Source organism: Paenibacillus agricola, from assembly GCF_011440305.1.
Classification (GTDB): domain Bacteria; phylum Bacillota; class Bacilli; order Paenibacillales; family NBRC-103111; genus Paenibacillus_S; species Paenibacillus_S agricola.
Genome location: NZ_JAAOIW010000012.1, coordinates 1 through 24,166, shown reverse-complemented (window position 1 = coordinate 24,166; position 24,166 = coordinate 1). Strand labels below are relative to the sequence as shown.

Below are 24,166 nucleotides of genomic sequence, written 5' to 3'. Positions count from 1 at the left end.
TTAACTAAACATCGTATAGCCTAAGGGTAGCTACCCTTAGGCTATTATCATTAAAGTTTAATCCGCTGAAGTCTAAGTGCATTTAATACGACGGATACGGAGCTCAGCGCCATCGCCGCACCAGCAAGCCAAGGAGCCAGAAAGCCTAATGCTGCTATGGGAATCCCAATTACGTTGTACGCTAAAGCCCAAAACAGATTTTGTTTGATATTTGCCATTGTTTTTTTGCTCATAAATATCGCATCCGGTATGCTGTTTAAATCGCCGCGCATTAAGGTCACATCAGCGGCCTCCATGGCTACGTCTGTACCGGTTCCCATCGCCATTCCTATATCCGCAGTTGCCAGAGCGGGTGCATCGTTAATGCCATCTCCAACCATGGCTACCTTTTTCCCTGCTGCCTGCAGTTTTTTAACCTCAGCCGCTTTGCCTTCCGGTAAAACTTCGGCCAAAACCTGGTCAATACCTGCCTGAGCCGCTATCGCTTTCGCTGTCCGCTCATTATCTCCGGTGATCATGATGACCTCAATTCCAAGATTTTTTAGACGGGCTACCGCCTCTTTGGACGTATCCTTGATCGTATCCGCTACGGCAACTATTCCCGCATACCTGCCATCGATAGCAACCAGCATCGATGTTTTACCAGCTTCCTCTAATCGGCTCATCTTTTCAAATGCAGCCTCAGCATCCACTTCATAGTTGTCCATTAGCTTTCTTGTCCCAACCAGCACTTCCTTACCTTCAACGACAGCACGAATCCCATAACCCGGAATAGCTTCAAACAGCTCAGTCTCCAGAAGCTCGATTCCTCTTTCCTTGATTCCTTTCACGATGGCCTCAGCCAAAGGATGCTCCGAATTTTTTTCGGCTGCACCTACCAAGCGCAAGAAGATATCCTCTTGCATCCCGTTAGCGGTAATGATATCGGTGAGTTCCGGTTTTCCATTTGTGACTGTTCCGGTTTTGTCTAAAATAAGGGTCTCAATACGATGAGTAGCTTCCAGGTGCTCTCCACCTTTAAATAGAATACCCCATTCTGCTGCACGGCCCGACCCTGCCATAATGGACGTAGGAGTAGCAAGTCCCAACGCACAAGGGCAAGCTATAACAAGAACGGCAATGGCTTTTTCTAAGGCACTCGAGAAATTGCCTGGTTCTACACCGAAATACCAAATTAAAAAGGTTAAAATGGCAATCCCGACTACAATAGGAACGAAAATTCCGGAGATGGCATCCGCTACTCTTTGGATCGGAGCTTTTGAGCCTTGTGCTTCCTCTACCACCTTAATAATTTGGGCAAGGGCTGTTTCCCTGCCTACCTTCGTAGCTTCAATTTTTAACATGCCATTTTTATTGATCGTAGCTCCGAAAACGGAATCACCAGCACGCTTGTCCACTGGGATGCTTTCGCCTGTTAGCATGGCTTCATCAACCGAGGAAGCCCCTTGTATAACTACGCCATCTACCGGTATTTTTTCTCCGGGTTTAACTACAATGACATCTTTAACCGCTACTTCCTCTATGGGTATACTGATTTCTTCCCCTTCACGGAGAACTATTGCTGTTTTAGCTTGAAGCCCCATGAGTGTTTTTATGGCTTCAGAGGTCCTGCCTTTAGCCAAGATCTCAAATAGCTTTCCAAGCAGAATCAGTGTAATCAGGACAGCACTTGTTTCATAGTATAAAGCCACTTCATGATGGACATTATTATTTAGTGAACGTATCGTTTGATATAAGCTGTAAAAGTAAGCCGCGGAGGTTCCGAGTGCAACCAGCACATCCATATTTGCACTGCCGTTACGAAGCGCTTTATAGGCACCTATATAAAACTGCCAACCGATAATGAATTGGACAGGAGTCGCCAGAGCTAATTGGAACCACGGGTTCATAAACAATTCCGGCAGCCATATAAACGAAGTAAAAGAAAAATGGCTGACCATTGCCCAAAGCAAAGGCAGAGAAAGAATCGCAGAAGCAATCAGCTTAAGCTTGTGGTTTCTCAGTTCTTTTTGCCGATAATCTCCTGTTTCCTGCTGTTCTTGTTTGGGAAAGGCTCCATATCCCAGCTGCTTTACTTTGCCCACCATATCGGCAACCGATACTATGGAGGATGAATATTCTACATGGGCAGTCTCTAAAGCGAGGTTTACCGTAGCATTTGTAACACCCGGCATTTTGTTCAATCCTTTTTCAATACGGGTAGCACAAGCTGCACAGGTCATCCCTGTTATTTGAAAATCTGCTGCATCTTTCACAGTTCCATATCCCAAGGCCTCGATTTTTTGTTCCATCTGCTCCAGATTCGCCTTTGCAGGGTCGAAAGTAACGGAAGCTTGCTCCATGGCAAAATTTACGTTTGCTTTGGACACACCTTCGAGCTTATTCAGTCCTTTTTCGATCCGATTAGCGCACGCAGCGCAGGTCATTCCTGTTATTTGCAAGGTCGTCTGCTGTTGTTCTAAAGCCTTTTCCATTGCATGTGCCTCCTGATACCACTGGGGGGTATATTTTCACGAAAAAAATATAGATTTGAGCACAACGAGTTTTAACACGCTGTGCTCGCTTTTTTTTCAGCCTACATCGTATCCTTGATCCTCGATGGCCTCTTTAATCTTGTCTAATGAGAGCTTGCCTTCATCGAATTGAATCTGTACGGTTTTAGCTGATAGATCTACTTTTCCTGTAGCTCCTACGTTCTTAACCGCACCTTCAACCGAACTCACACAATGCCCGCAGGTCATGCCTTCTACTTTTAAGGTTATATGTTGCATATCGTTTCCTCCATCATTCATTATTATTTCCATTCGTTATTATTTCATTAATTTGTTTACGGTAATCAATAACTCATCTATAACTTCATGTTCCCCTGCCTGAATGCGTTCGATCACACAGCTTTTCATATGGCCTTCTAACAAGAGCTTGCCCACACTGTTTAGTGCCGCCTGAGCTGCAGCAATTTGATTTAATACATCATCACAGTAAGTATCCTTTTCTATTAAACCCTTAACGCCTCGAATTTGGCCTTCGATACGATTGAGTCGTGTCACTAAATTTGCTTTTGTTTTATCGGAATGATGGCTTTTCCTCGCATTGCCACAATGGGCTTCTGAGAGCACTTCTGCATTTTCTTCAAGGGTTTCCATATGGTTAGCCTCCTATCCTTCTTAACTATTATTATACCATACCCCCCAGTGGTATGTAAAGTCAGTTAGTGGAGGAGAACGACCTGCTATGTAGTACAAATTAATTGCATATTAGATACATCATTGGCTCCACTCAGAGCAAGAGGTACCATGTGTTCGAAGTTATTTTCAGATAATTCTGTTATCCAATAGGTCAGGCTGGAGCTACAAACTACACAAATTCCTTGATCCCTCGAAAAGATCAACTCTTTCACCCACGCTGGAATATCCATTATCTTCAACACACCCTTACTTTTCAAAGCTCCTGCCGAGCTTGAATTCAATCCATCCACTGACATCGAGCTTATGTACGGGCAACCCTTCGATTAAATTCAAGTAAAAATCCCCTGTTAGCGAACAGGATGGGAAATATGTCATTTGTCAGCTCTTGAAGCAGCTCTTGCCATTTATCATTCAAAAACTCATACATATATGCGTTGATCATGTCATCAATATCGCCTTTTAATTGGGAGTTATCTTCCACCCACCTTTGAAAGCTCAAGTGATCTATATGATACACCATCAAAACAAGGTTCATCCAAAATGGCTTTATGTCTCCTATAGCTTCCTGAGAGCCCAATCCATCTACAGCCCCACATTTTTGTTCAAATTCTTCATAAAAAAACCGTTCCAACATAAACCGGATAAATTCATGAAGATTACTGTCCTGCGCAAAATTCCTGGAAAAACCTTGGCTAATATTATAAAAATCATCGAACAAGCGTACGGAAGGATTTGTGAACATAGTAATCATAACATTTGCGAGATAATTGGAGCTATAATGGTTTATATGAATCGGCCAAGTATTTTTCATTAAATACGTGCTCATCCAGTCAACTCCACCCATAATTTTATTGTAAAATGTGTTTATATATGTTAACTTTTCTTTATATTACCACTAAAAATATTAAATTCCCAAATCATCTCGGCAAATCATATAAAAAGGAGTGACGGAAATGCATAATCCCTTAATTGCTAAACAAGCAACCCTTGAAGATCTTGAAGATTTATCGATTTTATTTAATGAATACCGAATATTTTATAAGCAAGAATCTGATCTTGAAGGAGCAAAGCGCTTCTTATTTGAACGATTCGAGCATAGGGATGCTGTTATATTTATTGCCAAGGATAACGAAATGAATAAAGCAATTGGATTTACACAGCTATATCCGTCCTTTTCCTCGGTTTCAATGAAGAGATCATGGATACTTAATGATTTATATGTAGCCGATACCTACAGAAAACGAGGTGCCGCCCAATTGCTTCTAGAAGCCGCAGAACTATTCGCCAAATATACAAAGGCAAAGGGACTTGGACTATCCACGGCAATCGATAATGAACAGGCACAAAGGATATATGAACGAAATGGGTATAAGAAGAATACTGATTTTTATCATTACTATCTAACTCTATAACCTGGATCAAAAAAAAGAGCTGCAGGATCAGACTCCTCAGCTCTTTCATTCTCTTCCATTTACAGCTTGCAGTTAAAGCAAATCATCAATAATCTCCCGCAGTTGATCCGCTATGTGCGAAGCACCCTTATTCCACTCATTTATGATCCAACACCCAAGTTTCCAAGGATTGGACCAGCTCAAGCACTTCGCTTCGCTGTATGCCGATAGTGGCAATCTGAAGAAAGTTATGCTCTAGTAAATATTCACTTTCATATTGCAAATGAAAGCCTTTCTTCGCCAAAGCATCTCCAATTTGTTGAGAGCTAAAGGGCTTATAAATCGGTATAGTTACAATCAGGGGAGCTGCATGCTCCTTATCCGTCAACGTCCTTAGGTCTAAACGCTTCAGCTCACGGGTTAATAATTGATGGATCTCGATTAACTGTTCATACGGCTCATTAGTAGCATATTTCTGTAGTGCCAAATCTAAAGCGCTTAATAAATTAGAAGAATGGGAGAACGGCACACTTTGCTTGGCCACATACAATCCAAGATCCAAGTATCGTGGAAGCCGATGGTCGGGTGTCACATCCTCCTGATGAAAGACGAAAGCCAATCCCGTATAAGCGCCAATCGCTTTCCCACTAACGCCACTAGCCATATAAACACCCGACAAATCAATCGGTACGGCACCAAGGGAGCTTATACAGTCTAGAAACAGCCATATATTGTAGCGCTTGCAAAGCTTCTTGATCCCTTCGGTGTTGTTCAGCATACCTGTGGAGGTCTCGCAATGAACCATCCACAACCAAGCATAGGGCGCTGCTTGCAATTCGGCTTCAATGGCGTCCAGCTTGAATGGACTGCCATAGGGCTCTTGCAAACAGGTAAAAGGCAAGTTCAAACGTTCGGCATGATCCACCAAACGATACCCAAACTCTCCATTTACCAAAATAAGTCCTTGCCCCTTCCATCTGGAAATCTGGCCAGCTACAACATCATTGGCCAAGGTTCCCGAGCCGAGCAGAACCTGTACGTAATTTGCTTGGGTCATAGCGGCCAAAGACTTTTGTACGTTGGACATTAGATCCATAAATGAAGCGGAACGGTGTGATAGGGGCTGTTGCTTCATCAGTGTAGCTATGGGTTCTGTTATTTTAACGGGACCCGCACAAAAGGATACAGGCTCTATATGCGCAAATAGTTTAGCTGTCTCCGAGCCACCAAAGCTCTCTCTTGTCATATACATCGGCTGGTAGCTTGCCTCGGCTGTACCCACAATATGGGCAAAAGGGACAAACCCCAATCTACCATAAAGCTTCAGCTGTCGGGTTGTTCCAGAGATCAAGGCCAGATCAATATGGTGATTCCATAAATATGCTTTTAAATACTGGGCAAGTCCATAAAACACTTGGCCTGAGCGATGCTGCTTATCCACTGCCAACAGGCGAATTTCCACCATCGATTTTGGAATAAAAGGTAGGTAACTATCCAACTGAGCCAGCTTTTCATCCAACGAGAAGGGGCGCTGGTGTCTAATCGCCAGCATCGCAACAAGCACCCCCTGCTTCATCCCTATTAAATAAGTATTCTCCTGATGAAATCGGTCGATTAGCTGCCTGGATGCATGAGGGGAATGCTGAGGAATTTCTTCAACGAAGGTGCGGTAATTTAATTGATGGATTTGCTGCATCTCTTCTTGGCTTGAGGCTATTGTAAACTGTATGCTCATCTGGACCAACTCCTGATTAATTCCTTAATATTGCTTCTATGCGCATGAATCACAACAAGTATCGTGAATAAACCAATGAGTGCAAAGCTCCATGCTTCGTAAAATAAATAAATCAGAAACGGATAGGTCAGCAGGGCCGTCAGTCCGGCAGGTGTAAATCGCCGAAATACGAGCAGTAGCAAGCCAGCAATCAACAACATAATCAAGAAAATTCTCCAATCGATCATAAGCGCCCCTCCTGCAAACGGAGCCATTCCTTTACCACCCTGAAAACCTAAGAAAACCGGATAAATATGCCCAACAATTACGATCAAACCTATTACCGCCATATAAGCAAGTGATTCCGTGATCCTAGTTGCCAGGTAAATCGCTAATGCAGCTTTTGCAGCATCCCCCAGTAATGTAATCATAAATGTGGAGGAACCGTACATTCTTCCAGCATTTCGTGCACCCGCAGTGCCACTTCCAAGCGTTCTAATATCTTGCCCATATTTCAGCTTCACCCATAGGTAGGCGACTGACAGGCAACCCAATCCATAAGCCACAAACAGAAAAATAATGGGAACGATCATCCATGATCACTCCATTCATAAGTGTGATGTTATTTGGCTTATTGTGTGGAAGCTCCCCCATGCATGCAACATCCCACACCATTCTTCGTTATTCCACTAGATTAGCAAGCACGGAGCAGAACTCCAGCCTGTCCTCATTGATATCTGCTTTTCCGTATGCATCGAGAAAGGTATCCTTGTATTGGTCCGTCTTTAAATTATACGCCAACGTCCAGAGCCCCCAGTAAAGGTCATAGTGTCGATCTCCTATTCCGCCAGAACCCAAGTCAATAAACCCTTTGAATTGATAATGCTCCATAATGATATTAGGAAGGCAATAGTCTCCATGAATAATGACATCATCAACAGGGCTACCCTTTAAATGCTTAAGGATTTCCATATCTGCATGTTTGTTCTGTGCTTCTGCCAGCATTTCAGCTGTTCTAGAGGGATAGGGACAGCCTGTGGTAGGGAGGGAATGAAGCAGCCTTAAATATTCCCCAAATACATGAGCCAATTTCGAAGGATTGTCTAGATGTCCACCAGATACACCATCTTCTCCAGTAACCGCTTCCATGAGCAAATAATCTTCGGACACGTCTGAGATATAAGCAATGACTTTGGGTGCAAGCCCTTCCCGGCTTACAAAATCCATCATTCGGCTTTCTTTTTCAAGAGCTCCTTTCTTGCCCAGCTTCAAATAGCTTCTTACCGTACCATCAAGAAAAAAAGTTCTAGCATTTTCAGAACAACTGCTATCATAGATCCTTGCTGCCTTCGCATATTCCTGAATAATTAAAGGTAAAGCTTCGATATTACATACAGTTTCCACTCTCTTCATTCCTGTCATCTCCCTACAATGGTCTCAATTGCAACCCTGGGCTAGCTCTAATCGCTTGGCTTGAAATCAAAAAGCGGAGAAGCCTACTTAGTTAAAATAAACTTCCTTATAGCAAGATCTTTTCGTTCCTTCAAGAGCTTAATGAGACTTTCGTCAATCGATCTGAATGTATCATTATATTCGTTGCGTACTGCTTGAAATTCACTCCAGGACATGTACTCCTCCTTTCATATTCCTATTTTTCCAAGTTGATTGTAGCATCCATGTATGTACTGTACCAAAATATGCCCTAATAAAAAACTTCTTCAGATATTTCCAGCCTTACACATACCTCCTTGGTGTTTGGTTGGCTGATTTCAGCTCCATCATGTGTTTTTCATAAATTCCATAGCTTCCGCTGTCAAAGCAAACAAATACAATTCTTTGACTACTGCTTCTACTTCGATATCTGCTATGGTTCTTCTCATTGTAACCCTCCTTAAATTTAGAAAGATCCGCCGCAGAACAGTTGGTTCCATGCTTCCAATTGAGGGATGGAACCACGCTTTATCTCGGAAGGAGAGATCGGGCAGACTTGCTTGGGCTTAGCTTCTGGACTGAATGTAAGGATTGCCCTAACCTTCATCGGGTTGCCGTCCACCTCGAAGGTTAGCTCTGCATGCCCTGTGCTGAAACTGTCGTCGTCATAATCGGCGTTCACCTTGTCATATGACAGAAGCCTAAAGCCCTCTTCATGCAATTTCAACAAGCCTTGCGCCAAAGTTTTCTTATCTGCCGTGCTACCAAATAGCTGGGCGGCTTCCTCATACTGCTTCACCTGTACGGCTTTCAGAAACGCACTGGTTTTATTTTGTATGGCAAATGGATTTCCCATCAATGTAACTCGATAGACCATAGAAAATACCAAAAACAACAGCATTAAGGAAACGCCTATTTTCAGTACAAGCTTCATGGTACACCTCATTTGGCTTCGTTTTATTAATGCTACTAAACCTTTTTCCGTGCCTTAACCATTAGAAAATGGGGATTGGTCGAAAGACGCTCAAACCATCGCTTATACCAATCAAGCGCTTCAGGCTTGTCTTTGGAATCCAAATCTGGTTGCGGCTCGACGATCCGTTCGATTGTAAATTGTGCGGCTGTTACATTAACAATTTCTTGAAGAGGCCTCCGGTAGAAGGTGACCTCCACTGGACCTGACTCCTTTTTATTCCATGTTTCCATTAATAGCTCATGGGCGAAGTAATAGGACCTTTCAAAATGCTTAAAATCCATAAAAGGGTGATGTATTGAGAACATCAACTGCCCACCTGGCTTCAGTATCCTATCAAATTCTTGAAAGGTCGGCACCCAATCATCGATGTAGTGAAGCGTTAATGAGCTTACAATCAGGTTAAAGGTCCCGTTCTCAAATGGAAGCGTTTCAGCTAAATCACAAGTGAATACGGCTGCTTCATTGCCGACTCGCCTTTTACAAGCTTCGACCATAGCGGGACTTAAATCAACAGCCGTAACCTGGGCGCCCCGTTTTATCAATTGCTCCGTATACCAGCCCGCGGCACAACCCGCATCCAATACTGCAAGTTGATTCATATCATTGGGCATAAGCTTCATCATTGCTGGCCGTTCGTAATAAGCATTATGCCCACTCTGCGTATCTACATGTTTTTCATAATCTTTAGCAAGCTTGTCATAGGCTTCGAGCACCTTTTCCTTCATTTTCTTCACACCTTCCATTATTGAACCGCAGCTTCTTCAATTGAAAAATGGATATGCTGCTCATGAACAGCATGTAGACGAGCATGAACACCATTAGGAAGTACCATCATGGGATCTGTGTGGCCAAAATCTGCATCATATAATACAGGAAAATGATACCCTCTAGTTACGCTCTTTAAAAGCTCTTGTAAGGAATCCTCTTGATTAAACCCTACTTTTGGATGAAATCTTCCGATAAGCAGAGCAGATATTTGCTCGAAAATACCCATTTGTCGAAATTGTGTAAGATATCTATCAATTGTACTAGGCTGCTCACTCTCGTCGTCTTCTAAACATAAAATCCTACCTTCAAAATCCGGAAGGTAAGGCGTGCCTGACAAAAGGAGAAGAGTTCCCATATTTGCAGCTAGGATTGGTCCCTCTGCTTGCCCAGGCTTTAATACTTTTATTCCTGGATTAAGCTTGGTCTCTCTTGGACGTGTATCTTCTATGTCCCATTTCAAATGCTCCTCAATCCATTCGATGCTTGCGTTCATCATGCCTATCGGTTGATCACTCATTAACGTTTTCTCCAAGGATTTTTTGGTGAATTCCATAAGTCCACCGTATTCTCCAAACTGTGGCATAATGGCGGGTCCCATAAAAGTAATGAGATTCGTTTTGGCATGTATGCCTGCTAAAAGTGCTGTTATGTCGCTGTACCCCATTATTATTTTAGGATTTTCACTAATCAGTGGATAGTCTAGCTCTTCAAGTAATTGATGGGAATTGTATCCTCCTATTGTAGCAATAATTGCTTTGACATCAGGGTTCCTAATCATGTTGTGAAAATCCTCTAAGCGATCTTTTATACTACCGGCTGTATGACCTGTTCTTTGTGCAGCATGCTGGCCGACGATAACTTTAAACCCCATATTATCTAAAGCATGAAGTCCACGCTTCAACCTATTTGGGTAAAAGGAAGCAACTGGCGATGACGGTGAGATAACTCCAATGGTATCCCCCCGCAGTAGTCTCTTAGGTTTTAAGAATAAGGACGACAATTCATGACCCCCTATAGATTATTATAGTTTGGCACCGTGTAATCCTTCGATATATTCTTGGCATACATCGGCAATCGCATATAATAAAAAACCCGCGATTTACGCGGATACTAATTGGACTATGTTCTTGTCACCCGACATTTCAGTCATTTGACTTTGGGGCCAACTTTTTGAGGCTATGGAATTTATCAAAAATATCTGATAAAGCACTCACACTAATAGGCTTGCTTATATATTCATCCATACCAGCCAATATGTATTTTTCGCGGTCGCCATTTATTGCATGTGCCGTTACCGCTACAATATAAGTGGTGTGGTTAGACGACAAGAGTTCTCTAATCAAGTTAGTAGATTCTAATCCGTCCATCAAAGGCATTTGTATATCCATAAAAATAATATCATAAGGATAACGCTTAACCGCCTCAACTGCTTCTTTTCCATTCTCGACTACAGTGGCGTTATAACCAAGTTTTTCAAGCATTTTTTTCAATACAATTTGATTAACTTTATTATCTTCTGCTATCAAAACCTTGAGAGATGATTTTATTGAATTACCTTCTAGGAGTGAAATATCAGCTTGGCTGGATTCCGTTTGAACTTGAAATGCAGCAGTGAATGAAAAAATAGATCCCCATTGATCTTTGCCCGGTTCATACCAAATTTCGCCATCCAATAGATGAACGAGCTTTTTACAGATAGCTAATCCTAGGCCAGTCCCTTCAGTTTTGCGCGTCATAATATTGTCTACCTGATAAAAAGGTTCGAACAAATGAACAATTTTCTCTTCAGGTACACCTAGACCTGTATCCCGAACCGCAAATTGAAGGCATACCTTATCCTCTATTTGCGAAATGCTTTCAACTAATATCGCAACGGCTCCATTCGGAGTAAATTTAATGGCGTTACTAAGCAAATTCATAAGAACCTGTTTTAGCTTCGTCTCATCCCCTTTAATAACGGTGGGAACATTAGCTGAAACGGTAGTAGTAATTTCCAAATTTTTCTCTAACGCTTTTGGCAATATAATTTGCATGGATTCAGATATAGCGGACCTTAAATTAAATGGATCTTCATTTATTTCATTCTTGCCTGATTCAATTTTCGAAAAATCCAGAATGTCGTTAATGATCGTAAGAAGTGAAGAACCACTTCTTTTTATAATTTGGACAAATTCAATTTGCTCAGGATCCAAATTCGTATCTAAGAGCAATTCCGCTACACCAATCACACCATTCATAGGAGTGCGGATCTCATGACTCATCATGGCTAAAAAATCACTCTTAGCCTGATTCATCTTTACAGCGGCTTCTTTCTCAATAATTAACCGCTTTTGTTCTGTCATGTCTTTCACAATGATGTAAAAACCCATATTTTCGTTATGAATGATTATAGGAGCTAAGGTTGCCAGCACTTCAACTTCATGATTATCTTTATGTTTAATGTAGTTTATACCTTTTTCTGTTCTCGTGTAGTCATTTGGAATCGTTAATATACTGTTAAGATTTTTTTTGCCAATCAATTTGGAAATGCTCACTCCGACGAGTTCTTCAATCCTATAGCCGGTCAGGCTCTCCGTCATTTGATTTCCATGGATAATACATCCATCTAAACCAAATGAAAGGATGGCATCGTGGTTGTACTTTTTTAATGAAGTATACCGTTCAATACTTTCCTGGAGCTTAAGTTCTGAGAGTTTGTTCTTTGTATTATCAATAATTTGTAAAATAAAGCAAAGAGGCAGTTTCTGATCATGTAGTAATGATACATGTAAAGATGTCCAAATTAAACTTCCATTTCTATGTATATACCGTTTTTCTACTTCAAAAGTTGAAATAGCCCCATCTAGCAATTCTTTTATTAAACCCTTGGTGTTGTTAATATCCTCAGGATGGGTAACGTCATCTGTCGAACACATCAATAATTCGTCTTCGGTATATCCGAGGATCTTACTCAACGCAGGATTTATATTTAACCAATTTAGCTCCATCGATACCAAGGCGATGCCAATCGGAGCATCATCATAGAGGTGTTTAAATAAAACTTGATGGTCAACGGCACTTAATTTCTGCATATTACGCCTCCTTAAAAAATTGTATCTCAAAAAACGTCGATGCTGAGGGTCGTCCTTATTAACATTGTACTACACTATTTATTCAATGTATAAATTCATAGCTCAACTTCAAAGCGTATGATTACTCTAAACATCCACGATATTCGCCATCAGCCTGCAACCTCTCCTTACGAAAAAAAGGAGTCCGCCGTGGCAGATTCCCATTCCCATCCTTGCTCTGTTTTTCAAGCGCGGCTCCATATGTCACCCACTACCTGCCTAGCTTGCTAGAATATTACCTTTTCCCACTAACATCTGATAAAATAGTCGAAAGGCTTCCTTTGGGGAGGCCTCTATTACTATGGGAGGGATTTGTATGATAATGGCAAAGATTGGCGCGGCGATTGGTAGCTTTCGTGATGGAGGGGAAATCTACTATGAACCATAGGCTTGAAAACGTTTCAGTTTCAAAAACACAATTGATCAATCAGCTTGTATACTTTGATGAAGAGAAATCAAATTTTCTTAACCTGTATTTCCCTGCTTACGGAAGAGAACGAACGGATATGGACCAGCTCCTTGTTTCCTATTGTGAAGAGCTCGAGCTGATTCTAACCCATCCTGACGAGAAGAGCATACATTCGACGGTCTTGATTGGCTCTCAAGTAAAGCTGCGTTATCTAGACGACGATTTCATAGAGAGTTTCTCCATCGTTTTTCCCGAACAAACCAAGCCCGATAACAATCACATTTCATTTTTGTCTCCGATCGGGAAACAAATATTATTGTCAAAACCGACACAAGCCCATCAGTTGTACGTACCTTCGGGTGTAATTCATCTGAGTATTGAAGAAATTCAATATATGAATTGGGGCGACCTGTCGAAAACCCACTAAAAGGAGGTGGAAAAATGATTCAGGTAAAAGAATTTATTGATACGGATAGTTCCTATGCAGAGAAAAATGCTAATGAATTTCTAGCGGGCTTGAGCGACGAACAGGTCATCAACGTATGCTACAGTTCGGTCGTCAAGTCAACCTCTTCAGGTGCAGAGCAGCAAAGAAGCACAATCTTGATCGTCTATAAATTACAGGCACAAGTAAAGTAAGACTCCCTGATGTACACCAAAAGGACTATTACCTGGTCATTATTGACTGGGCGATAGTCCTTTTTGCATGAAAAGCTGCTCCAAAGCTCTTATCCTTGGATTATTAATCGTCAAACAATTCTTTTAAAACCCCGTTCCTATTTTCGAGAAAACGTTTGGTAATGATATAATGCAACGTGTCTTCATATCGGATCTCTTCGACGGGCTGATCATCAAAATTCAGTATTTGTGCATGCGGATATCCGAGTAATATCGGTGAATGTGTAGCAATGATGAACTGCGCTTCCTTCTCCAGGTCTTTAATGATTCGCAGCAAAGACAACTGTCGTGCCGGGGAAAGAGCCGCTTCGGGCTCATCCAGCAAGTAAATCGCCTTTTTCCCAAATCGATGTTTAAATAGGGATAGAAACGCCTCTCCATGTGATTGCTCATGCAAAGAACGACCACCGTAATAGCTCAGGCTTTCGGGCAACGTATCCAGATGCGATGCAAATTGATAAAAGGTTTCTGCCCGCAGGAAAAATCCATTCGTTATCTTGGGCATCCACGAGAGCCTTATATGATCTCCCAGGATAGACCCGGAAGCATCTACTTCATAGGTATTGTTCCTTCCCCCTCCAGCCGTATTAAATCCGCACTGATAGGCAATAGCCTCAAGGAGTGTTGATTTACCGGATCCATTTTCCCCAACAAAAAAGGTCACGTTCGTTCCAAAAGAAAGGGAGCCCAATCCTTTAATAGCAGGGATGGAAAAGGGATACACCTTCGAGTTATGGTCATTTTTTTTAAGAAGCTCCAGGCTTCGTAAATACATAGTGTTCAACTCCAAGCTTTATTTGGCAACTTATTACTACCTGAACCAAGTGATTAAAAGTGTACTTAAAATCCCTACAATAGCTGCTGGCACGCCGATAACTAACCCTATTAACATACTTTTTTTCGTATAACCCTTCAATGATTCATTCGTACCCAAGTCCACTTTTTTTGCATGGTAGACCAGTCCAATGTTCACAGCGACTAAAAGCACAAGAACAACCGGGATAGTAATGAGCATGGTGTCTTTCAAAGAAAAATCAGCAGTATTTGGTGGATGTTGTAGAAAGGATTGTGCTAAAAACATAACTGAAATGAATAATTGAGAAGCAATTTGGGTCCATCGCATTTTCTGGTATTCGTTTCCCAGTTTATTTTTTTCGTACTTCATAAGCTCTCTCATAGAAGGAAATAGTCCATATATATTTAAATCCGTAGTCTTCTTCAACATACTGAAAATGGCAACAACCAAAATAATAATGCCTACTACACGTTGGAATGCAGATAAGGAATACATATTTATAAGCAATGTGAATGTACTTATCGCTACCAAAATAAAAGAATTCGTCCATATAAATTGTAGGATGCGGAGTTTTTTTAATCGAGCTGGATCCATCTAGCACTTCCTTTCTCGAGCGACTTTTTTCGCAACCCGCCCATTTGTTCTATAGTAAACCCAGCTAAATGGTTCGACAACGGACCCTACAAAAAGCCAGGCATCGGTCTGCCGGTCTTCAATCGTGAAGAAGAACGGTCGGTTTATCTTCATCTGGAACGGTGTATCGATCTGAGCGGAAGTCCCTGCCATCTCCCAGCCGCCGCGGCTTGTCGTTTTTCCAATGAAGCCGGTTTTGCAGAAGGATTACCACACACAGTCACAATCAGTACCAGCAGTATGTCTGCCGCAAGAAGTTTACTTTTTCTGAAATTTTCATGCAGCAGATTTCCTTGTCTGTTCTCAGGAGGATGAGCTGCTTATAAAATGAATAACCCCAATTGAGATGAGTAAGAGTAAGAAAACAACTACAAATCCAATTAGAAACTGTAATAGCCCTGAAGAACGCCGCTTTTGTTGGAGCTGGTTTTCAACATTTGTTAATCTTTCTTTTATTTCTTGGACTTCCTTCTCAGTTTCCATGGTAGCATCCCCCGTTTATCAATAGTTTTGTTTTTTTACTTCACTACCTTTATGGATTTATCCACTGTAGATACGATTAAAATCAAGTCGTTGTAAGCAAAAACATCTGAAGCCTGATCTGTAATGGCTACATAGAGGTTACCCGATTTGTCCAATATCTTAACCCCATAATCTTCCCCTGCTGCAAGCTTGCCTATGATTTTGTCATTCACTAATTGGACGCTTTCTAAAGGCTCTTTGAATACAAGCGTATCTTCTTTAGCTGGATCTGCTTTGTAAAGATTTAATAGTCCCTTTGTATTTGCAACCGTATAGTATACATGGCCGTCTATTTCGTCATACCAATTTGCGACTATGCCGTCCGATAGTTGTTGCTCCGCTGTTCCATCCTTATTTGATGAGTATAAAAAATGATCCGCATCTTTTACATAATAAAGTTTGTCGTTTTTAATTTTAAAATTGCTCACTTCATCATTTACAATCTTTTCAGTTTCGTTTGTTGTTACATTGATTTTATAGATCTTGTTTAAATCTCCTGTTTCAGTAGGATACGATGATGCCAAAACGTAGATATCGTCGCCTACTATTGTGGTGGAAAGATCACCACTAAAACCCCTGCCCCTTCCATCGTCTCTTATATGCCACCCATATATAAGGCTTGGAATTCCTACGCTTGTACCCTTTTTAGCATCTTGCCCCGTTGGCACCCATAAAAGATTGTTACCTCCTGGCGGTACGCCTTGATCGATACGCAAGGTTCCAGACGGAGCACTTTTGAAATCGAGATATCCACGTTGCTCTATGGTTGCTATTCCATTATCGTTCACCTTGCCATATACATCCGAGCCCATGGTAGCTCCACCAACATGATAAGAAAACCAAAGCTCGTTAGCTCTGATCTCAAAATTCAAATGCTTATTAAATCCATAGGAGCTATCCAGATCATAATCATATACCCGTTCTTTGTTCGACAAGTTATTGTCAGGTACTCTGTAGATTTGGTTATGGTTGCCTACTGTTTCTGTATAATAATAATATCCTTCAAAACCTGCGACATCATTTTCACCTGCGAATGCTGGAAGATCTACCGTTTTCAATTGTGGATTATTAGAATTAATAGCAAGTCCTTCTGAGTTGTTCCACACATATTCCCATTCGAATTCATCATGGGCAAATTTCCAAGTTAAAGGGAAATAAATAACATCTTTAAAGCTAATAAGTGGATATTCTTCTTTTGAATTGTCCACTCTCTCTCCATTTATTAGGGTCTCAAATGTAGGTATTATTGCCTTATTACTTTTCAAATTCTTGATATGGGTTTGGTATGGCACATAAGATGAGGTTACTCTCCCTTTAGCAATGCTAAGGCTATCGTTTGGTGTTATTTCCGTTTCTAATCCCAAAAGCCTACAATCGTACCATGTCATTGGAATATAGGTTATATCCTTATATACTAAAAGTGGATATTCCCGGTATTGATTTTCAACCCTATTGCCATTAAGCGTAACCACAAAATCTGGTAATGTAACCCTTATACTTTGCTCTGCAGCGAAACTTTCTTTAGGAGACACCATCAAACTCAAACCTATCGTACACAAACCTATTAATAAAAACATCTTATTTCTCATATCCATCATCTCCTAACGGCTGCTAAGCGGTAGCCTACAGTGATAAAGCCTATATTCCTTTGCGTGCCTTCTCGGAATTGAGGGTAGCCATGATGAGCTTGATCATACATGGAATGGGCACAGCTAAAGCGAGATTGTCCCGAATAGCAATCGCCTCCTTTATAAGGCACTACATCCTCTAAACGCCATAAATTGGAAAAGGTTGCACTCACTCCGACTTTTCAGCTTGATAAAGACTGCGCATTACACCGTGTTAGGTGTTGTTACTGTCTCCGATCACATGGGGCTAGAACTTAAACAAGATAGGAATGGAGGATTAAAATGAATCAACCTAAAGCATATGGAGCCTTTGAGAAACGGGGCGACAACACTTTTCGAACGTCGACATTCATAGAATGGGGCAGCGAGTCTGAAAAATCCATCGGTGCATGTTTATTATTGAATCCTGGAAAAGCTAATTTTGATAAAAGATTTGAACAATACCATTCTCTTCAAATATTGGGTCATGCTACGGGCGAGATCCAGATAGACCCGACGATGAGACAGCTCATCCAATTATTGGAGGGAATTTATGGAACAGATCATCCATTAAAGGGACGCTTCCACATATACAACCTTTTCACTTTGCAAAACACATCATCGAGTCATGCGATAGATCAGTTTGAAAGCTTGGTCAATCGTGGGGAGTATGATATTTCGGAATCATTAGTTGTTCTTAAAGAGTTGCAGTCCCATCCATGGATCCTTTTAGGTTGGAGTGTTGAACAAAACTCAAGATGGAAGAATCTTGAGCTTACCAAAGATCTCTGGCGGAGACAGATCAGCGAATCAAAAGTACCGACATTCGGTAAGAAACACATTAATAGAGATGATTACTATCATCCATGTCCTTTGATTTCCACTCAACGACCGACCACGTTAACAGAACTCATCACGTTATATAAACAGAAATTCAAGAAACAACGGTTTCCCGCCCATGCAATAAAACCGAATCTGCTTATCGATTCAAAGCCCGTTGAAGATTCGAATGAATTGGACTATGGATGGTTCAAGTCCCCCACAAATCCAGAGTCCATTGTAAGAGGATTTTCACACCTACGCATTAAGAATAGCTTTAAATTGCGGGCTTATCTATACACCGAACGCGGGAACGGAAACGGAGTTGTATACGCTATACCTATCGATAAAGACTTGCCATATCCAGAAGAGTGTGATCAATCGGATGACCCCTTCTTATCCGCACCAAAACCATCCTTTGCCTTAGACGATTTCATGCAAGCTATTGAAGGCGACAAGACACCATTATCTTATTTACAAGCCTCCATACTATTTCATGAATTAAAAGAATTTGGGGCTAGGTGGCATGGTACGTCTTGGAGCCGAGATATTATCCTCCCTCTTAATGAAGGGCAAAAGACACACTTTGACTATTGCGAATGGGAAATGCTCAAAGATGAGCCTGAGATTATTGAACCTCACTTTTATTACAGTTTCGAAGGAAACCCAATCGCAATATTCCATACCATAAACGACATTGGGACAGTAACCTTGAATCGCTATGTCCATACTTTCAACAAAGAAGACTATACCATGCAAGTTGAACTGACTTGTATTGCCACAGCCGCAACATTGAGGGACGATATTTACAAGTGATAATGCATACAAAGAAGCCGAGTAGATTGTAGGAGCGGAATCCTGCAATCTCTCGGCTTTAGAAGTCTGTTCTTTATAATAGCTCAGCATTTTTCAACGCATGCTCCCAACTCGGAAAATAAAACAGCGCATTTCTCATCAGCTCAGGTTCGTTTTGCTTCACTTGTTTTTTACTAAGCAGGCTTCCGTTTGTATGAAGCTGTTTGATGCGGCTAATTACTTCATCAGCCCTCAGTGTAGTTTCCATTGCATTCACTCCTTCCCAGTCTATATCCTATCCACATTTTTTCCGTTATCTGTTAGTTCTATACAATTAGACGTTTGTCCCGTTTACGCGACCATGTAAGGCTGTCGAAGTGGTCGAATATGAAGATAAGGCACGCAAATTTACGGTTTATCACTTGCTGTCTGAGGTTCCATTTGCGGTATTCAAGAAGCTTTTTGAGCTGATCGTTCAGAAATGTAATCGAACAACACGCCGGAAATTTGATCGACTCGAGCGCTTTAAACAAGAGGGGCAATCGTTTGTGATCCGTCTACGGGACAATTCCAATTAAACTTCCAGTTACTTCAACAAAGCAAAAAGAAGCCTATTCGACGGGCTCCAGGGCAAACTTTTTCTGTTAGTATTTTATCTCCCGATATGCAGCCGATCAGTTGTTGATCGGCTGCATTCATCTTTACTACTCTTTCATTAATATAGATGTTATGCCAGGTTCAATTAAATCAATAAATTTTACCGCATCGTCTCGGGTGCCGACTACATCGGCGTAATGATACGGGATTACAATACGCGGATGGATAATATTTGCTGCTTTAGCCGCTTCCTCGTAAGCCATCGTATACGTACCGCCCATTGGAAGGAAGGCAACGTCTGCATCAATGTCTGTCATCTCCGGAATCAAATCCGTATCCCCAGCCATATAGTAAGACGCTCCGTTCACCTTAATAATATACCCTACCCATTCCTTATCTTTCGAATGATTACTGGTTTGTGTATTATACGCCGGTACAGCCTTATAGGAAATACCATCTACAGTCCCTTCTTCATTAGGAACTGCGCCGACCACTTTCTCGAATCCGGCTGCTGTCACTTTGTCCAGTTCTTTAGTCGGAAATACAATTGTAGCATCTTTTTTAGCTACCTTTTGGATTTCATTGATGTTGAAATGATCGCCATGCGTATGCGTAATAAAAATAATGTCTCCATCCATAGGCTCGCCGTCAACCTTGTAAGGATCGACGTAGATCACCTTCTCGCCGGTTAATTTCACCATCGACTGCTTGTACAACTGAACTCCCTTTAACACATTCGATTTGGTTGATATAGATACCGTCATTGTCTCTTTATTCCAGACAACTCCACCACCCAGCTTGTCTTGAATGAAGGCAAGATCGACATAAACCCGGTTATCCTTCAGAAATGGCTTATTCCCGCTCATAATAGTTTCCGGCTTAAACGTTACAATTGTATCTCCCTCCCCGATACGTACCGACTTGGAGTTCACATCCCAAATAACAGGAATTCCCATATTTTCGGCAACGATCCGGACGGGGACATAGACGCTGGCCGTTACCGAATAAGGCTTAGCGTCCGGAAACACAATATTGCGGCCGTCCACCTGGACAGTCGCCATCGTTTGATCTACTGCGAATAGCGTCCCCGCACCTGAAAAAGACAGGAGCAAGACTAGTAAAACGGCAACACTCAACTTCATTTGGATACCCTCCTAAATATTATAGTGATGATTACCCTCTGGAATGTTAACGAACCGAAGTCTGATTATTTAATAGCCATCAAACTTTAGCCGCAGTTTTCCATTGACGTTAACATTCTACAAGTACCCATAAAATTCCTTTATTTAGGAGAACAACATATATAAATTTACATTACTGCCCGATATCGGAACAGCCAAAAAAAGAAAAACTGACTGTTCACGCAGCTCCTAATTCAAAATGATATAAATTCTTTAATGTTACCAAAAAGTCACCTTCTTTTCCAAGAAGGTGATGTTAGATGGCGTTATCTTTTGGCGATCGTATCCCAATCGGCTGCGGTGAAATTGCCCATATGCCAGAGGGAAATGCCTTTGAGGCTGTAGACTTTGGCGAGCCAGATTTTTTTGGCGATGCTTTGCGTGTCTTCATAATAAATTTCGTTGGCAGTGCTGCCATCCTTGTACTGGATCAGCTTCAGAAAATACGGCATGCTCCAGGTTTTGGCAGCAGTCGGATCCTCGAGGCGTTTTTCCACCAGATCAATGCCGGGCCCGGCCGTCGTCACTTTACCATTCGTTGTGATCCATTGGTTCGCCTGCTTCGAAATGCCTAGCACCAGCTTGCTGGCCGGCACGCCCTGCCTGAGTGCTCTCTCCACCCCGTCCCTGACGAGTGGCAGCGGAGCCGAAGGAAGGTTCGAATCATAATGCGTAAAATCGTAGGCCATGAGGTTAATGGTGTCGGCCGTTTCGCTGAGCCCTTTTAAATCGTAACCTTTATAATAATAATCCGGTGGTACGGAAACGGTGAGGGTTTTACTCCCTATGGCCACTTTTACATCCCGGACAAATTGCAAGTAATTCGGCGCATCTGACGCATCCATCAACCCTTCAAAATCCAAGGAAACACCGGAAAACCCGAATGCCGGATCGCGGAGTTTGGTGACGAGCTGGCCGATAAACGCCTCCTGTGCTGGCGCGTCTTGCAAAAATACCGACAGTTTCTTGCCATCGTTATAAAAGACCATCAGTTCTTTATGAACACGCGCCTGGTCGGCCGACTCCACCACGTCCGCGTACCCATCCGGAACTTTATAGGTGGTCGTATCCGTACCCAGCTTAGCCGTACCCGCCGTATCGTATTCGAGATGGGACCAGCCCATCGCGACGTTGTCGACGAGTGGCATGCGACCGATGGCAGGGCTCGATTTGATCGCGTAAAATCCAGTTACCTCCAATTCCTTCTCGGTCGCTTCAATATCGATCAGGCGGTTAATCACGACGGCGGCTTCGCTGCGGATCAATCCGCTTTTCGGACGGAATCCCTGATTATCACCTTCCATGACGGTCCGGTTTACCGTGTAAAACACGTACGGAGCGAGATTGGCATTAATTTTCGAGCTATCGGTAAACGCTCGTTCATCTCGTTCCTTCGACCAATCTCCCGATGTCCACTGCGAGCCGGTCATTTCCGCCTTGTCCAGCAGATACTTGCCGACGGTAGCAGCCACTTCTTCGCGCGTAATCGGCTGCTCCGGTTTCAATTCGCCGGCTTCGTTCACCATAAATTCGATCCAGTGCCGCTCCGAAGCGACCGCTATGTATGGAGCCGACCAGCGACCGGCCGCATCCGCAGGCACGGACCCCGAAGCATGGGAAATATCCAGCTTGGCCGTAGCGACCAACAGCTTAATAAAGGTTTCACGGGACAACGCTTCTTCGGAATGATAGCCGGAATCCGGATACCCCTCAATAATACCGAGCGCCGATAAAGTGTACACGTAATCTTTTTCCCAAGCTTGGTCCGCTACATCCTTGTATGTAACCATTGGGACGTCGTAGGCATAAGTGTTTCCAGCTGTTGCGAGCAGGAACACAACAGCAAATCCTATAATTTTCTTGTACATGTTTCTCTCCTTCTCTGCGACATCCACTCTATTACGTTCAGAAGAGTAAAATAGTTGCTAGAAACGCATATGCAGAAAGAATGGTTAGTTTTCTATCGAATTAGCTGTTTAATATACATAGCACCTTAGTCAACTGAAGTCCTTCGGACTTTTACTCTGAATAAAAGCTATCTCATGCCAAGCTCCTCAACTATCGTACACGTAGCGTAATTAAATGGTTTGTAATCCTTCTCTTAAATCTCTTATAAAAGCATTTGCAAATTCTTGCATTTCAAAGAATATCGCTTGGGCTTCAGGCAAGTAACACTCACCTTTGCCAATTACATAATTCTCGAAGTAATCCAGTGTTTGTTCCAAGCTTTGCCCCCTTGCAGTACCTGTACATAATGATTTTACGATTAGATACGTCTTTCCTCCCTCAATCATGTGAGCATCATGTAGGAGCTTTCCTTCCAGCGTTTCTGGAATCTTATCTTTCTGAGATTCCCATGAAGTTTTGACGATTTTTCCGACTTTTTCCTCGCCCAATCCTTGCTTTTCTAAATAATCTCTTATTAAATCTTCCCGCAAATAAATAAAACCATGAAAATAACATCCATAATAAATCAAATCTGTGTCCGTTATCTCTGGATAGTATTTCAACAGTTTATTTGTGGAATTGATCATCCTTTCGATATGACTCAAATCGTGCATGATATCCTTATTTGTATAGAATGGACTGACAAATTCAACAAGACCACTTAGATTAATCATGTAACCCCCTCCGCTAATACATATTTTACCATACCTTATAATGCCAATAGATTCAACCTGTGTTCTTCAGCAATCCAATGGTATATAACAAATAATAGTCCAATATTATCGCTCATGTGTTGATTTCTATTGGGAATTTGCCGTATTCTTGGTAGAGCACGTTTGTCAAAAAAGGGGGGGAATAATGACGACTGAGGAACAACAACTGCCAAATAGAGAACGGAGCCATGATCCCGTTCAATCACTTTTGACAAGAATATATATCCATAAAATGAAAAAAGCCGCGATCATGCGGCGTCTTAAGCGTATGAGTTCTTGTCACCCGACAATGAATTAAGGAAGGACTCCGTGGGATCGAACAAAGGCGAAGTTATAGCCCAAAGTTGCTTCAGTGCGGTCTTCTGGTAAGGACAAATGAACTTTTGGCAATGAATGCAAGTTCTTGTCCTCCAACACAATAGAAAAGAGGAGCTGCTGCATAGCAAGCTCCTCCACTATCGTATCTGTTCGTTTAACAACAGGATCCGTTTTACACTCGTTCTAAAGGACGAAATGGTTCAGGTGGTAGGTCAATTCGGACTGGGTCCCCAACTCGAACTACTCCCCCAGTTAGGACGATAGCCATCACACCAGACTTTCGTATTAGATTTCCATTCTCATCGCGGTCCAAAACCGCATTCAATAACCCTGACTGGAAATTATCTATTTGTGCACAAGGATTGCGAAGTCCCGTGATCTCAACACCAGCTTTTTCACCGATATACAGCTTTGTGCCTGTTGGCAGTCCAAGTAAGTTAATACCACGGGCACGCCTGTTGATTAACCATTTCATGGGAAATCATCAATCGACAATAGTGTCGTCTGGGCAAGAATCCATTGAATGTGGACTTTCCATTCACCAAGACTGTATTTTCCGTTGTCCCGAACAAAGTA

General features: G+C 42.1%; 27 protein-coding genes. 5 read left to right on the top strand and 22 right to left on the bottom strand.

The window, feature by feature from the left end; translation table 11 throughout:
• Positions 1-50: 50 nt before the first annotated feature.
• The 5 genes from G9U52_RS26635 to G9U52_RS26615 all read right to left on the bottom strand — a co-directional run bounded on the left by G9U52_RS26635 (position 51) and on the right by G9U52_RS26615 (position 3,903).
• The gene (locus G9U52_RS26635; protein ID WP_166153707.1) at positions 51-2,474 is read right to left on the bottom strand and encodes a heavy metal translocating P-type ATPase; all 2,424 of its coding nucleotides are present in this window, start codon (positions 2,472-2,474) and stop codon (positions 51-53) included.
• Between the two features lie 96 nt (positions 2,475-2,570).
• Positions 2,571-2,771: a copper ion binding protein gene (locus G9U52_RS26630; protein ID WP_166153706.1), complete on the bottom strand. Its 201-nt coding sequence runs from the start codon at positions 2,769-2,771 to the stop codon at positions 2,571-2,573.
• Between the two features lie 39 nt (positions 2,772-2,810).
• Complete coding sequence (locus G9U52_RS26625; protein ID WP_166153705.1) at positions 2,811-3,143, bottom strand: metal-sensitive transcriptional regulator; 333 nt, start codon at positions 3,141-3,143, stop codon at positions 2,811-2,813.
• Between the two features lie 86 nt (positions 3,144-3,229).
• Positions 3,230-3,415 carry an HNH endonuclease gene (locus tag G9U52_RS41845; RefSeq protein WP_166153704.1) on the bottom strand — a complete coding sequence of 62 codons (186 nt, stop codon included), beginning with the start codon at positions 3,413-3,415 and terminating at the stop codon, positions 3,230-3,232.
• A gap of 71 nt (positions 3,416-3,486) precedes the next feature.
• Positions 3,487-3,903, bottom strand: coding sequence for a hypothetical protein (locus G9U52_RS26615; RefSeq protein WP_207953215.1), 417 nt, complete (start codon positions 3,901-3,903; stop codon positions 3,487-3,489).
• Between the two features lie 235 nt (positions 3,904-4,138).
• Between G9U52_RS26615 and G9U52_RS26610 the strand changes: the two genes are divergently transcribed.
• On the top strand, positions 4,139-4,597 hold the full coding sequence (locus G9U52_RS26610; RefSeq protein ID WP_166153702.1) for a GNAT family N-acetyltransferase: 459 nt from the start codon (positions 4,139-4,141) through the stop codon (positions 4,595-4,597).
• A 136-nt stretch (positions 4,598-4,733) separates the two neighbouring features.
• On the opposite strand, the gene G9U52_RS26605 is transcribed toward G9U52_RS26610, so the two are convergent.
• The 7 genes from G9U52_RS26605 to G9U52_RS26575 all read right to left on the bottom strand — a co-directional run bounded on the left by G9U52_RS26605 (position 4,734) and on the right by G9U52_RS26575 (position 12,536).
• On the bottom strand, positions 4,734-6,311 hold the full coding sequence (locus G9U52_RS26605; protein WP_166153701.1) for an aminotransferase class V-fold PLP-dependent enzyme: 1,578 nt from the start codon (positions 6,309-6,311) through the stop codon (positions 4,734-4,736).
• Positions 6,308-6,883, bottom strand: a complete 576-nt coding sequence (locus G9U52_RS26600) for a glycerol-3-phosphate acyltransferase (RefSeq protein ID WP_166153700.1) — start codon at positions 6,881-6,883, stop codon at positions 6,308-6,310. The genes G9U52_RS26605 and G9U52_RS26600 overlap by 4 nt, the downstream gene beginning before the upstream one ends.
• Positions 6,884-6,971: 88 nt before the next feature.
• The gene (locus G9U52_RS26595) at positions 6,972-7,703 is read right to left on the bottom strand and encodes an aminoglycoside 3'-phosphotransferase (RefSeq protein WP_166153699.1); all 732 of its coding nucleotides are present in this window, start codon (positions 7,701-7,703) and stop codon (positions 6,972-6,974) included.
• A 484-nt stretch (positions 7,704-8,187) separates the two neighbouring features.
• Entirely contained in the window at positions 8,188-8,655 is a 468-nt protein-coding gene (locus G9U52_RS26590) for a hypothetical protein (RefSeq protein ID WP_166153698.1), read from the bottom strand.
• Between the two features lie 35 nt (positions 8,656-8,690).
• Positions 8,691-9,422: a class I SAM-dependent methyltransferase gene (locus G9U52_RS26585; RefSeq protein WP_166153697.1), complete on the bottom strand. Its 732-nt coding sequence runs from the start codon at positions 9,420-9,422 to the stop codon at positions 8,691-8,693.
• 17 nt (positions 9,423-9,439) lie between these two features.
• Positions 9,440-10,465 carry a S66 family peptidase gene (locus G9U52_RS26580; protein WP_166153696.1) on the bottom strand — a complete coding sequence of 342 codons (1,026 nt, stop codon included), beginning with the start codon at positions 10,463-10,465 and terminating at the stop codon, positions 9,440-9,442.
• Positions 10,466-10,607: 142 nt separating this feature from the next.
• Positions 10,608-12,536, bottom strand: a complete 1,929-nt coding sequence (locus tag G9U52_RS26575) for a PAS domain S-box protein (protein ID WP_166153695.1) — start codon at positions 12,534-12,536, stop codon at positions 10,608-10,610.
• Positions 12,537-12,952: 416 nt separating this feature from the next.
• Between G9U52_RS26575 and G9U52_RS26570 the strand changes: the two genes are divergently transcribed.
• Positions 12,953-13,411, top strand: a complete 459-nt coding sequence (locus tag G9U52_RS26570) for a GreA/GreB family elongation factor (protein ID WP_166153694.1) — start codon at positions 12,953-12,955, stop codon at positions 13,409-13,411.
• A 14-nt stretch (positions 13,412-13,425) separates the two neighbouring features.
• A complete protein-coding gene (locus G9U52_RS26565) occupies positions 13,426-13,623 on the top strand; it encodes a sporulation protein Cse60 (protein ID WP_166153693.1) in 198 nt (65 codons plus the stop codon).
• Between the two features lie 103 nt (positions 13,624-13,726).
• Here G9U52_RS26565 and G9U52_RS26560 read toward each other — a convergent pair whose 3' ends face one another.
• The 5 genes from G9U52_RS26560 to G9U52_RS26540 all read right to left on the bottom strand — a co-directional run bounded on the left by G9U52_RS26560 (position 13,727) and on the right by G9U52_RS26540 (position 17,202).
• A complete protein-coding gene (locus tag G9U52_RS26560) occupies positions 13,727-14,437 on the bottom strand; it encodes an AAA family ATPase (protein ID WP_166153692.1) in 711 nt (236 codons plus the stop codon).
• 36 nt (positions 14,438-14,473) lie between these two features.
• The gene (locus G9U52_RS26555) at positions 14,474-15,052 is read right to left on the bottom strand and encodes a hypothetical protein (RefSeq protein ID WP_166153691.1); all 579 of its coding nucleotides are present in this window, start codon (positions 15,050-15,052) and stop codon (positions 14,474-14,476) included.
• Positions 15,053-15,244: a serpin family protein gene (locus tag G9U52_RS26550; RefSeq protein ID WP_166153690.1), complete on the bottom strand. Its 192-nt coding sequence runs from the start codon at positions 15,242-15,244 to the stop codon at positions 15,053-15,055.
• A 150-nt stretch (positions 15,245-15,394) separates the two neighbouring features.
• A complete protein-coding gene (locus tag G9U52_RS26545) occupies positions 15,395-15,574 on the bottom strand; it encodes a hypothetical protein (protein ID WP_166153689.1) in 180 nt (59 codons plus the stop codon).
• Positions 15,575-15,609: 35 nt separating this feature from the next.
• Positions 15,610-17,202: a DUF5050 domain-containing protein gene (locus tag G9U52_RS26540; RefSeq protein WP_166153688.1), complete on the bottom strand. Its 1,593-nt coding sequence runs from the start codon at positions 17,200-17,202 to the stop codon at positions 15,610-15,612.
• Positions 17,203-17,523: 321 nt separating this feature from the next.
• On the opposite strand from G9U52_RS26540, the gene G9U52_RS40315 reads away from it, so the two are divergent.
• Positions 17,524-18,855 (top strand): hypothetical protein, encoded by a 1,332-nt coding sequence (locus G9U52_RS40315; protein ID WP_243767576.1) that lies wholly within the window; start codon positions 17,524-17,526, stop codon positions 18,853-18,855.
• A 73-nt stretch (positions 18,856-18,928) separates the two neighbouring features.
• Here the strand turns inward: G9U52_RS40315 and G9U52_RS26530 are convergent, their stop codons facing one another.
• Positions 18,929-19,102: a hypothetical protein gene (locus G9U52_RS26530; RefSeq protein ID WP_166153687.1), complete on the bottom strand. Its 174-nt coding sequence runs from the start codon at positions 19,100-19,102 to the stop codon at positions 18,929-18,931.
• A gap of 109 nt (positions 19,103-19,211) precedes the next feature.
• Here G9U52_RS26530 and G9U52_RS26525 point away from each other — a divergent pair, with 109 nt between their 5' ends.
• The gene (locus tag G9U52_RS26525; protein WP_166153686.1) at positions 19,212-19,412 is read left to right on the top strand and encodes a hypothetical protein; all 201 of its coding nucleotides are present in this window, start codon (positions 19,212-19,214) and stop codon (positions 19,410-19,412) included.
• Positions 19,413-19,538: 126 nt separating this feature from the next.
• Here the strand turns inward: G9U52_RS26525 and G9U52_RS26520 are convergent, their stop codons facing one another.
• The 4 genes from G9U52_RS26520 to G9U52_RS41840 all read right to left on the bottom strand — a co-directional run bounded on the left by G9U52_RS26520 (position 19,539) and on the right by G9U52_RS41840 (position 24,065).
• Positions 19,539-20,573, bottom strand: coding sequence for a stalk domain-containing protein (locus G9U52_RS26520; RefSeq protein ID WP_166153685.1), 1,035 nt, complete (start codon positions 20,571-20,573; stop codon positions 19,539-19,541).
• Between the two features lie 305 nt (positions 20,574-20,878).
• Positions 20,879-22,480 carry a glycosyl hydrolase family 18 protein gene (locus tag G9U52_RS26515; protein WP_166153684.1) on the bottom strand — a complete coding sequence of 534 codons (1,602 nt, stop codon included), beginning with the start codon at positions 22,478-22,480 and terminating at the stop codon, positions 20,879-20,881.
• 210 nt (positions 22,481-22,690) lie between these two features.
• On the bottom strand, positions 22,691-23,233 hold the full coding sequence (locus G9U52_RS26510; protein ID WP_166153683.1) for an HD domain-containing protein: 543 nt from the start codon (positions 23,231-23,233) through the stop codon (positions 22,691-22,693).
• 529 nt (positions 23,234-23,762) lie between these two features.
• The gene (locus tag G9U52_RS41840; protein ID WP_375790291.1) at positions 23,763-24,065 is read right to left on the bottom strand and encodes an MOSC domain-containing protein; all 303 of its coding nucleotides are present in this window, start codon (positions 24,063-24,065) and stop codon (positions 23,763-23,765) included.
• Positions 24,066-24,166: the final 101 nt, after the last annotated feature.

What these genes read in the sequence shown, in the direction of transcription:
- G9U52_RS26635 (WP_166153707.1), bottom strand. Translation starts at nt 2,474, where the DNA reads ATGGAAAAGGCTTTAGAACAACAGCAGACGACCTTGCAAATAACAGGA.
- G9U52_RS26630 (WP_166153706.1), bottom strand. Translation starts at nt 2,771, where the DNA reads ATGCAACATATAACCTTAAAAGTAGAAGGCATGACCTGCGGGCATTGT.
- G9U52_RS26625 (WP_166153705.1), bottom strand. Translation starts at nt 3,143, where the DNA reads ATGGAAACCCTTGAAGAAAATGCAGAAGTGCTCTCAGAAGCCCATTGT.
- G9U52_RS41845 (WP_166153704.1), bottom strand. Translation starts at nt 3,415, where the DNA reads ATGGATATTCCAGCGTGGGTGAAAGAGTTGATCTTTTCGAGGGATCAA.
- G9U52_RS26610 (WP_166153702.1), top strand. Translation starts at nt 4,139, where the DNA reads ATGCATAATCCCTTAATTGCTAAACAAGCAACCCTTGAAGATCTTGAA.
- G9U52_RS26605 (WP_166153701.1), bottom strand. Translation starts at nt 6,311, where the DNA reads ATGAGCATACAGTTTACAATAGCCTCAAGCCAAGAAGAGATGCAGCAA.
- G9U52_RS26600 (WP_166153700.1), bottom strand. Translation starts at nt 6,883, where the DNA reads ATGATCGTTCCCATTATTTTTCTGTTTGTGGCTTATGGATTGGGTTGC.
- G9U52_RS26595 (WP_166153699.1), bottom strand. Translation starts at nt 7,703, where the DNA reads ATGAAGAGAGTGGAAACTGTATGTAATATCGAAGCTTTACCTTTAATT.
- G9U52_RS26590 (WP_166153698.1), bottom strand. Translation starts at nt 8,655, where the DNA reads ATGAAGCTTGTACTGAAAATAGGCGTTTCCTTAATGCTGTTGTTTTTG.
- G9U52_RS26585 (WP_166153697.1), bottom strand. Translation starts at nt 9,422, where the DNA reads ATGAAGGAAAAGGTGCTCGAAGCCTATGACAAGCTTGCTAAAGATTAT.
- G9U52_RS26575 (WP_166153695.1), bottom strand. Translation starts at nt 12,536, where the DNA reads ATGCAGAAATTAAGTGCCGTTGACCATCAAGTTTTATTTAAACACCTC.
- G9U52_RS26570 (WP_166153694.1), top strand. Translation starts at nt 12,953, where the DNA reads ATGAACCATAGGCTTGAAAACGTTTCAGTTTCAAAAACACAATTGATC.
- G9U52_RS26565 (WP_166153693.1), top strand. Translation starts at nt 13,426, where the DNA reads ATGATTCAGGTAAAAGAATTTATTGATACGGATAGTTCCTATGCAGAG.
- G9U52_RS26560 (WP_166153692.1), bottom strand. Translation starts at nt 14,437, where the DNA reads ATGTATTTACGAAGCCTGGAGCTTCTTAAAAAAAATGACCATAACTCG.
- G9U52_RS26555 (WP_166153691.1), bottom strand. Translation starts at nt 15,052, where the DNA reads ATGGATCCAGCTCGATTAAAAAAACTCCGCATCCTACAATTTATATGG.
- G9U52_RS26550 (WP_166153690.1), bottom strand. Translation starts at nt 15,244, where the DNA reads ATGGCAGGGACTTCCGCTCAGATCGATACACCGTTCCAGATGAAGATA.
- G9U52_RS26545 (WP_166153689.1), bottom strand. Translation starts at nt 15,574, where the DNA reads ATGGAAACTGAGAAGGAAGTCCAAGAAATAAAAGAAAGATTAACAAAT.
- G9U52_RS26540 (WP_166153688.1), bottom strand. Translation starts at nt 17,202, where the DNA reads ATGAGAAATAAGATGTTTTTATTAATAGGTTTGTGTACGATAGGTTTG.
- G9U52_RS40315 (WP_243767576.1), top strand. Translation starts at nt 17,524, where the DNA reads ATGAATCAACCTAAAGCATATGGAGCCTTTGAGAAACGGGGCGACAAC.
- G9U52_RS26530 (WP_166153687.1), bottom strand. Translation starts at nt 19,102, where the DNA reads ATGGAAACTACACTGAGGGCTGATGAAGTAATTAGCCGCATCAAACAG.
- G9U52_RS26520 (WP_166153685.1), bottom strand. Translation starts at nt 20,573, where the DNA reads ATGAAGTTGAGTGTTGCCGTTTTACTAGTCTTGCTCCTGTCTTTTTCA.
- G9U52_RS26515 (WP_166153684.1), bottom strand. Translation starts at nt 22,480, where the DNA reads ATGTACAAGAAAATTATAGGATTTGCTGTTGTGTTCCTGCTCGCAACA.
- G9U52_RS26510 (WP_166153683.1), bottom strand. Translation starts at nt 23,233, where the DNA reads ATGATTAATCTAAGTGGTCTTGTTGAATTTGTCAGTCCATTCTATACA.
- G9U52_RS41840 (WP_375790291.1), bottom strand. Translation starts at nt 24,065, where the DNA reads ATGAAATGGTTAATCAACAGGCGTGCCCGTGGTATTAACTTACTTGGA.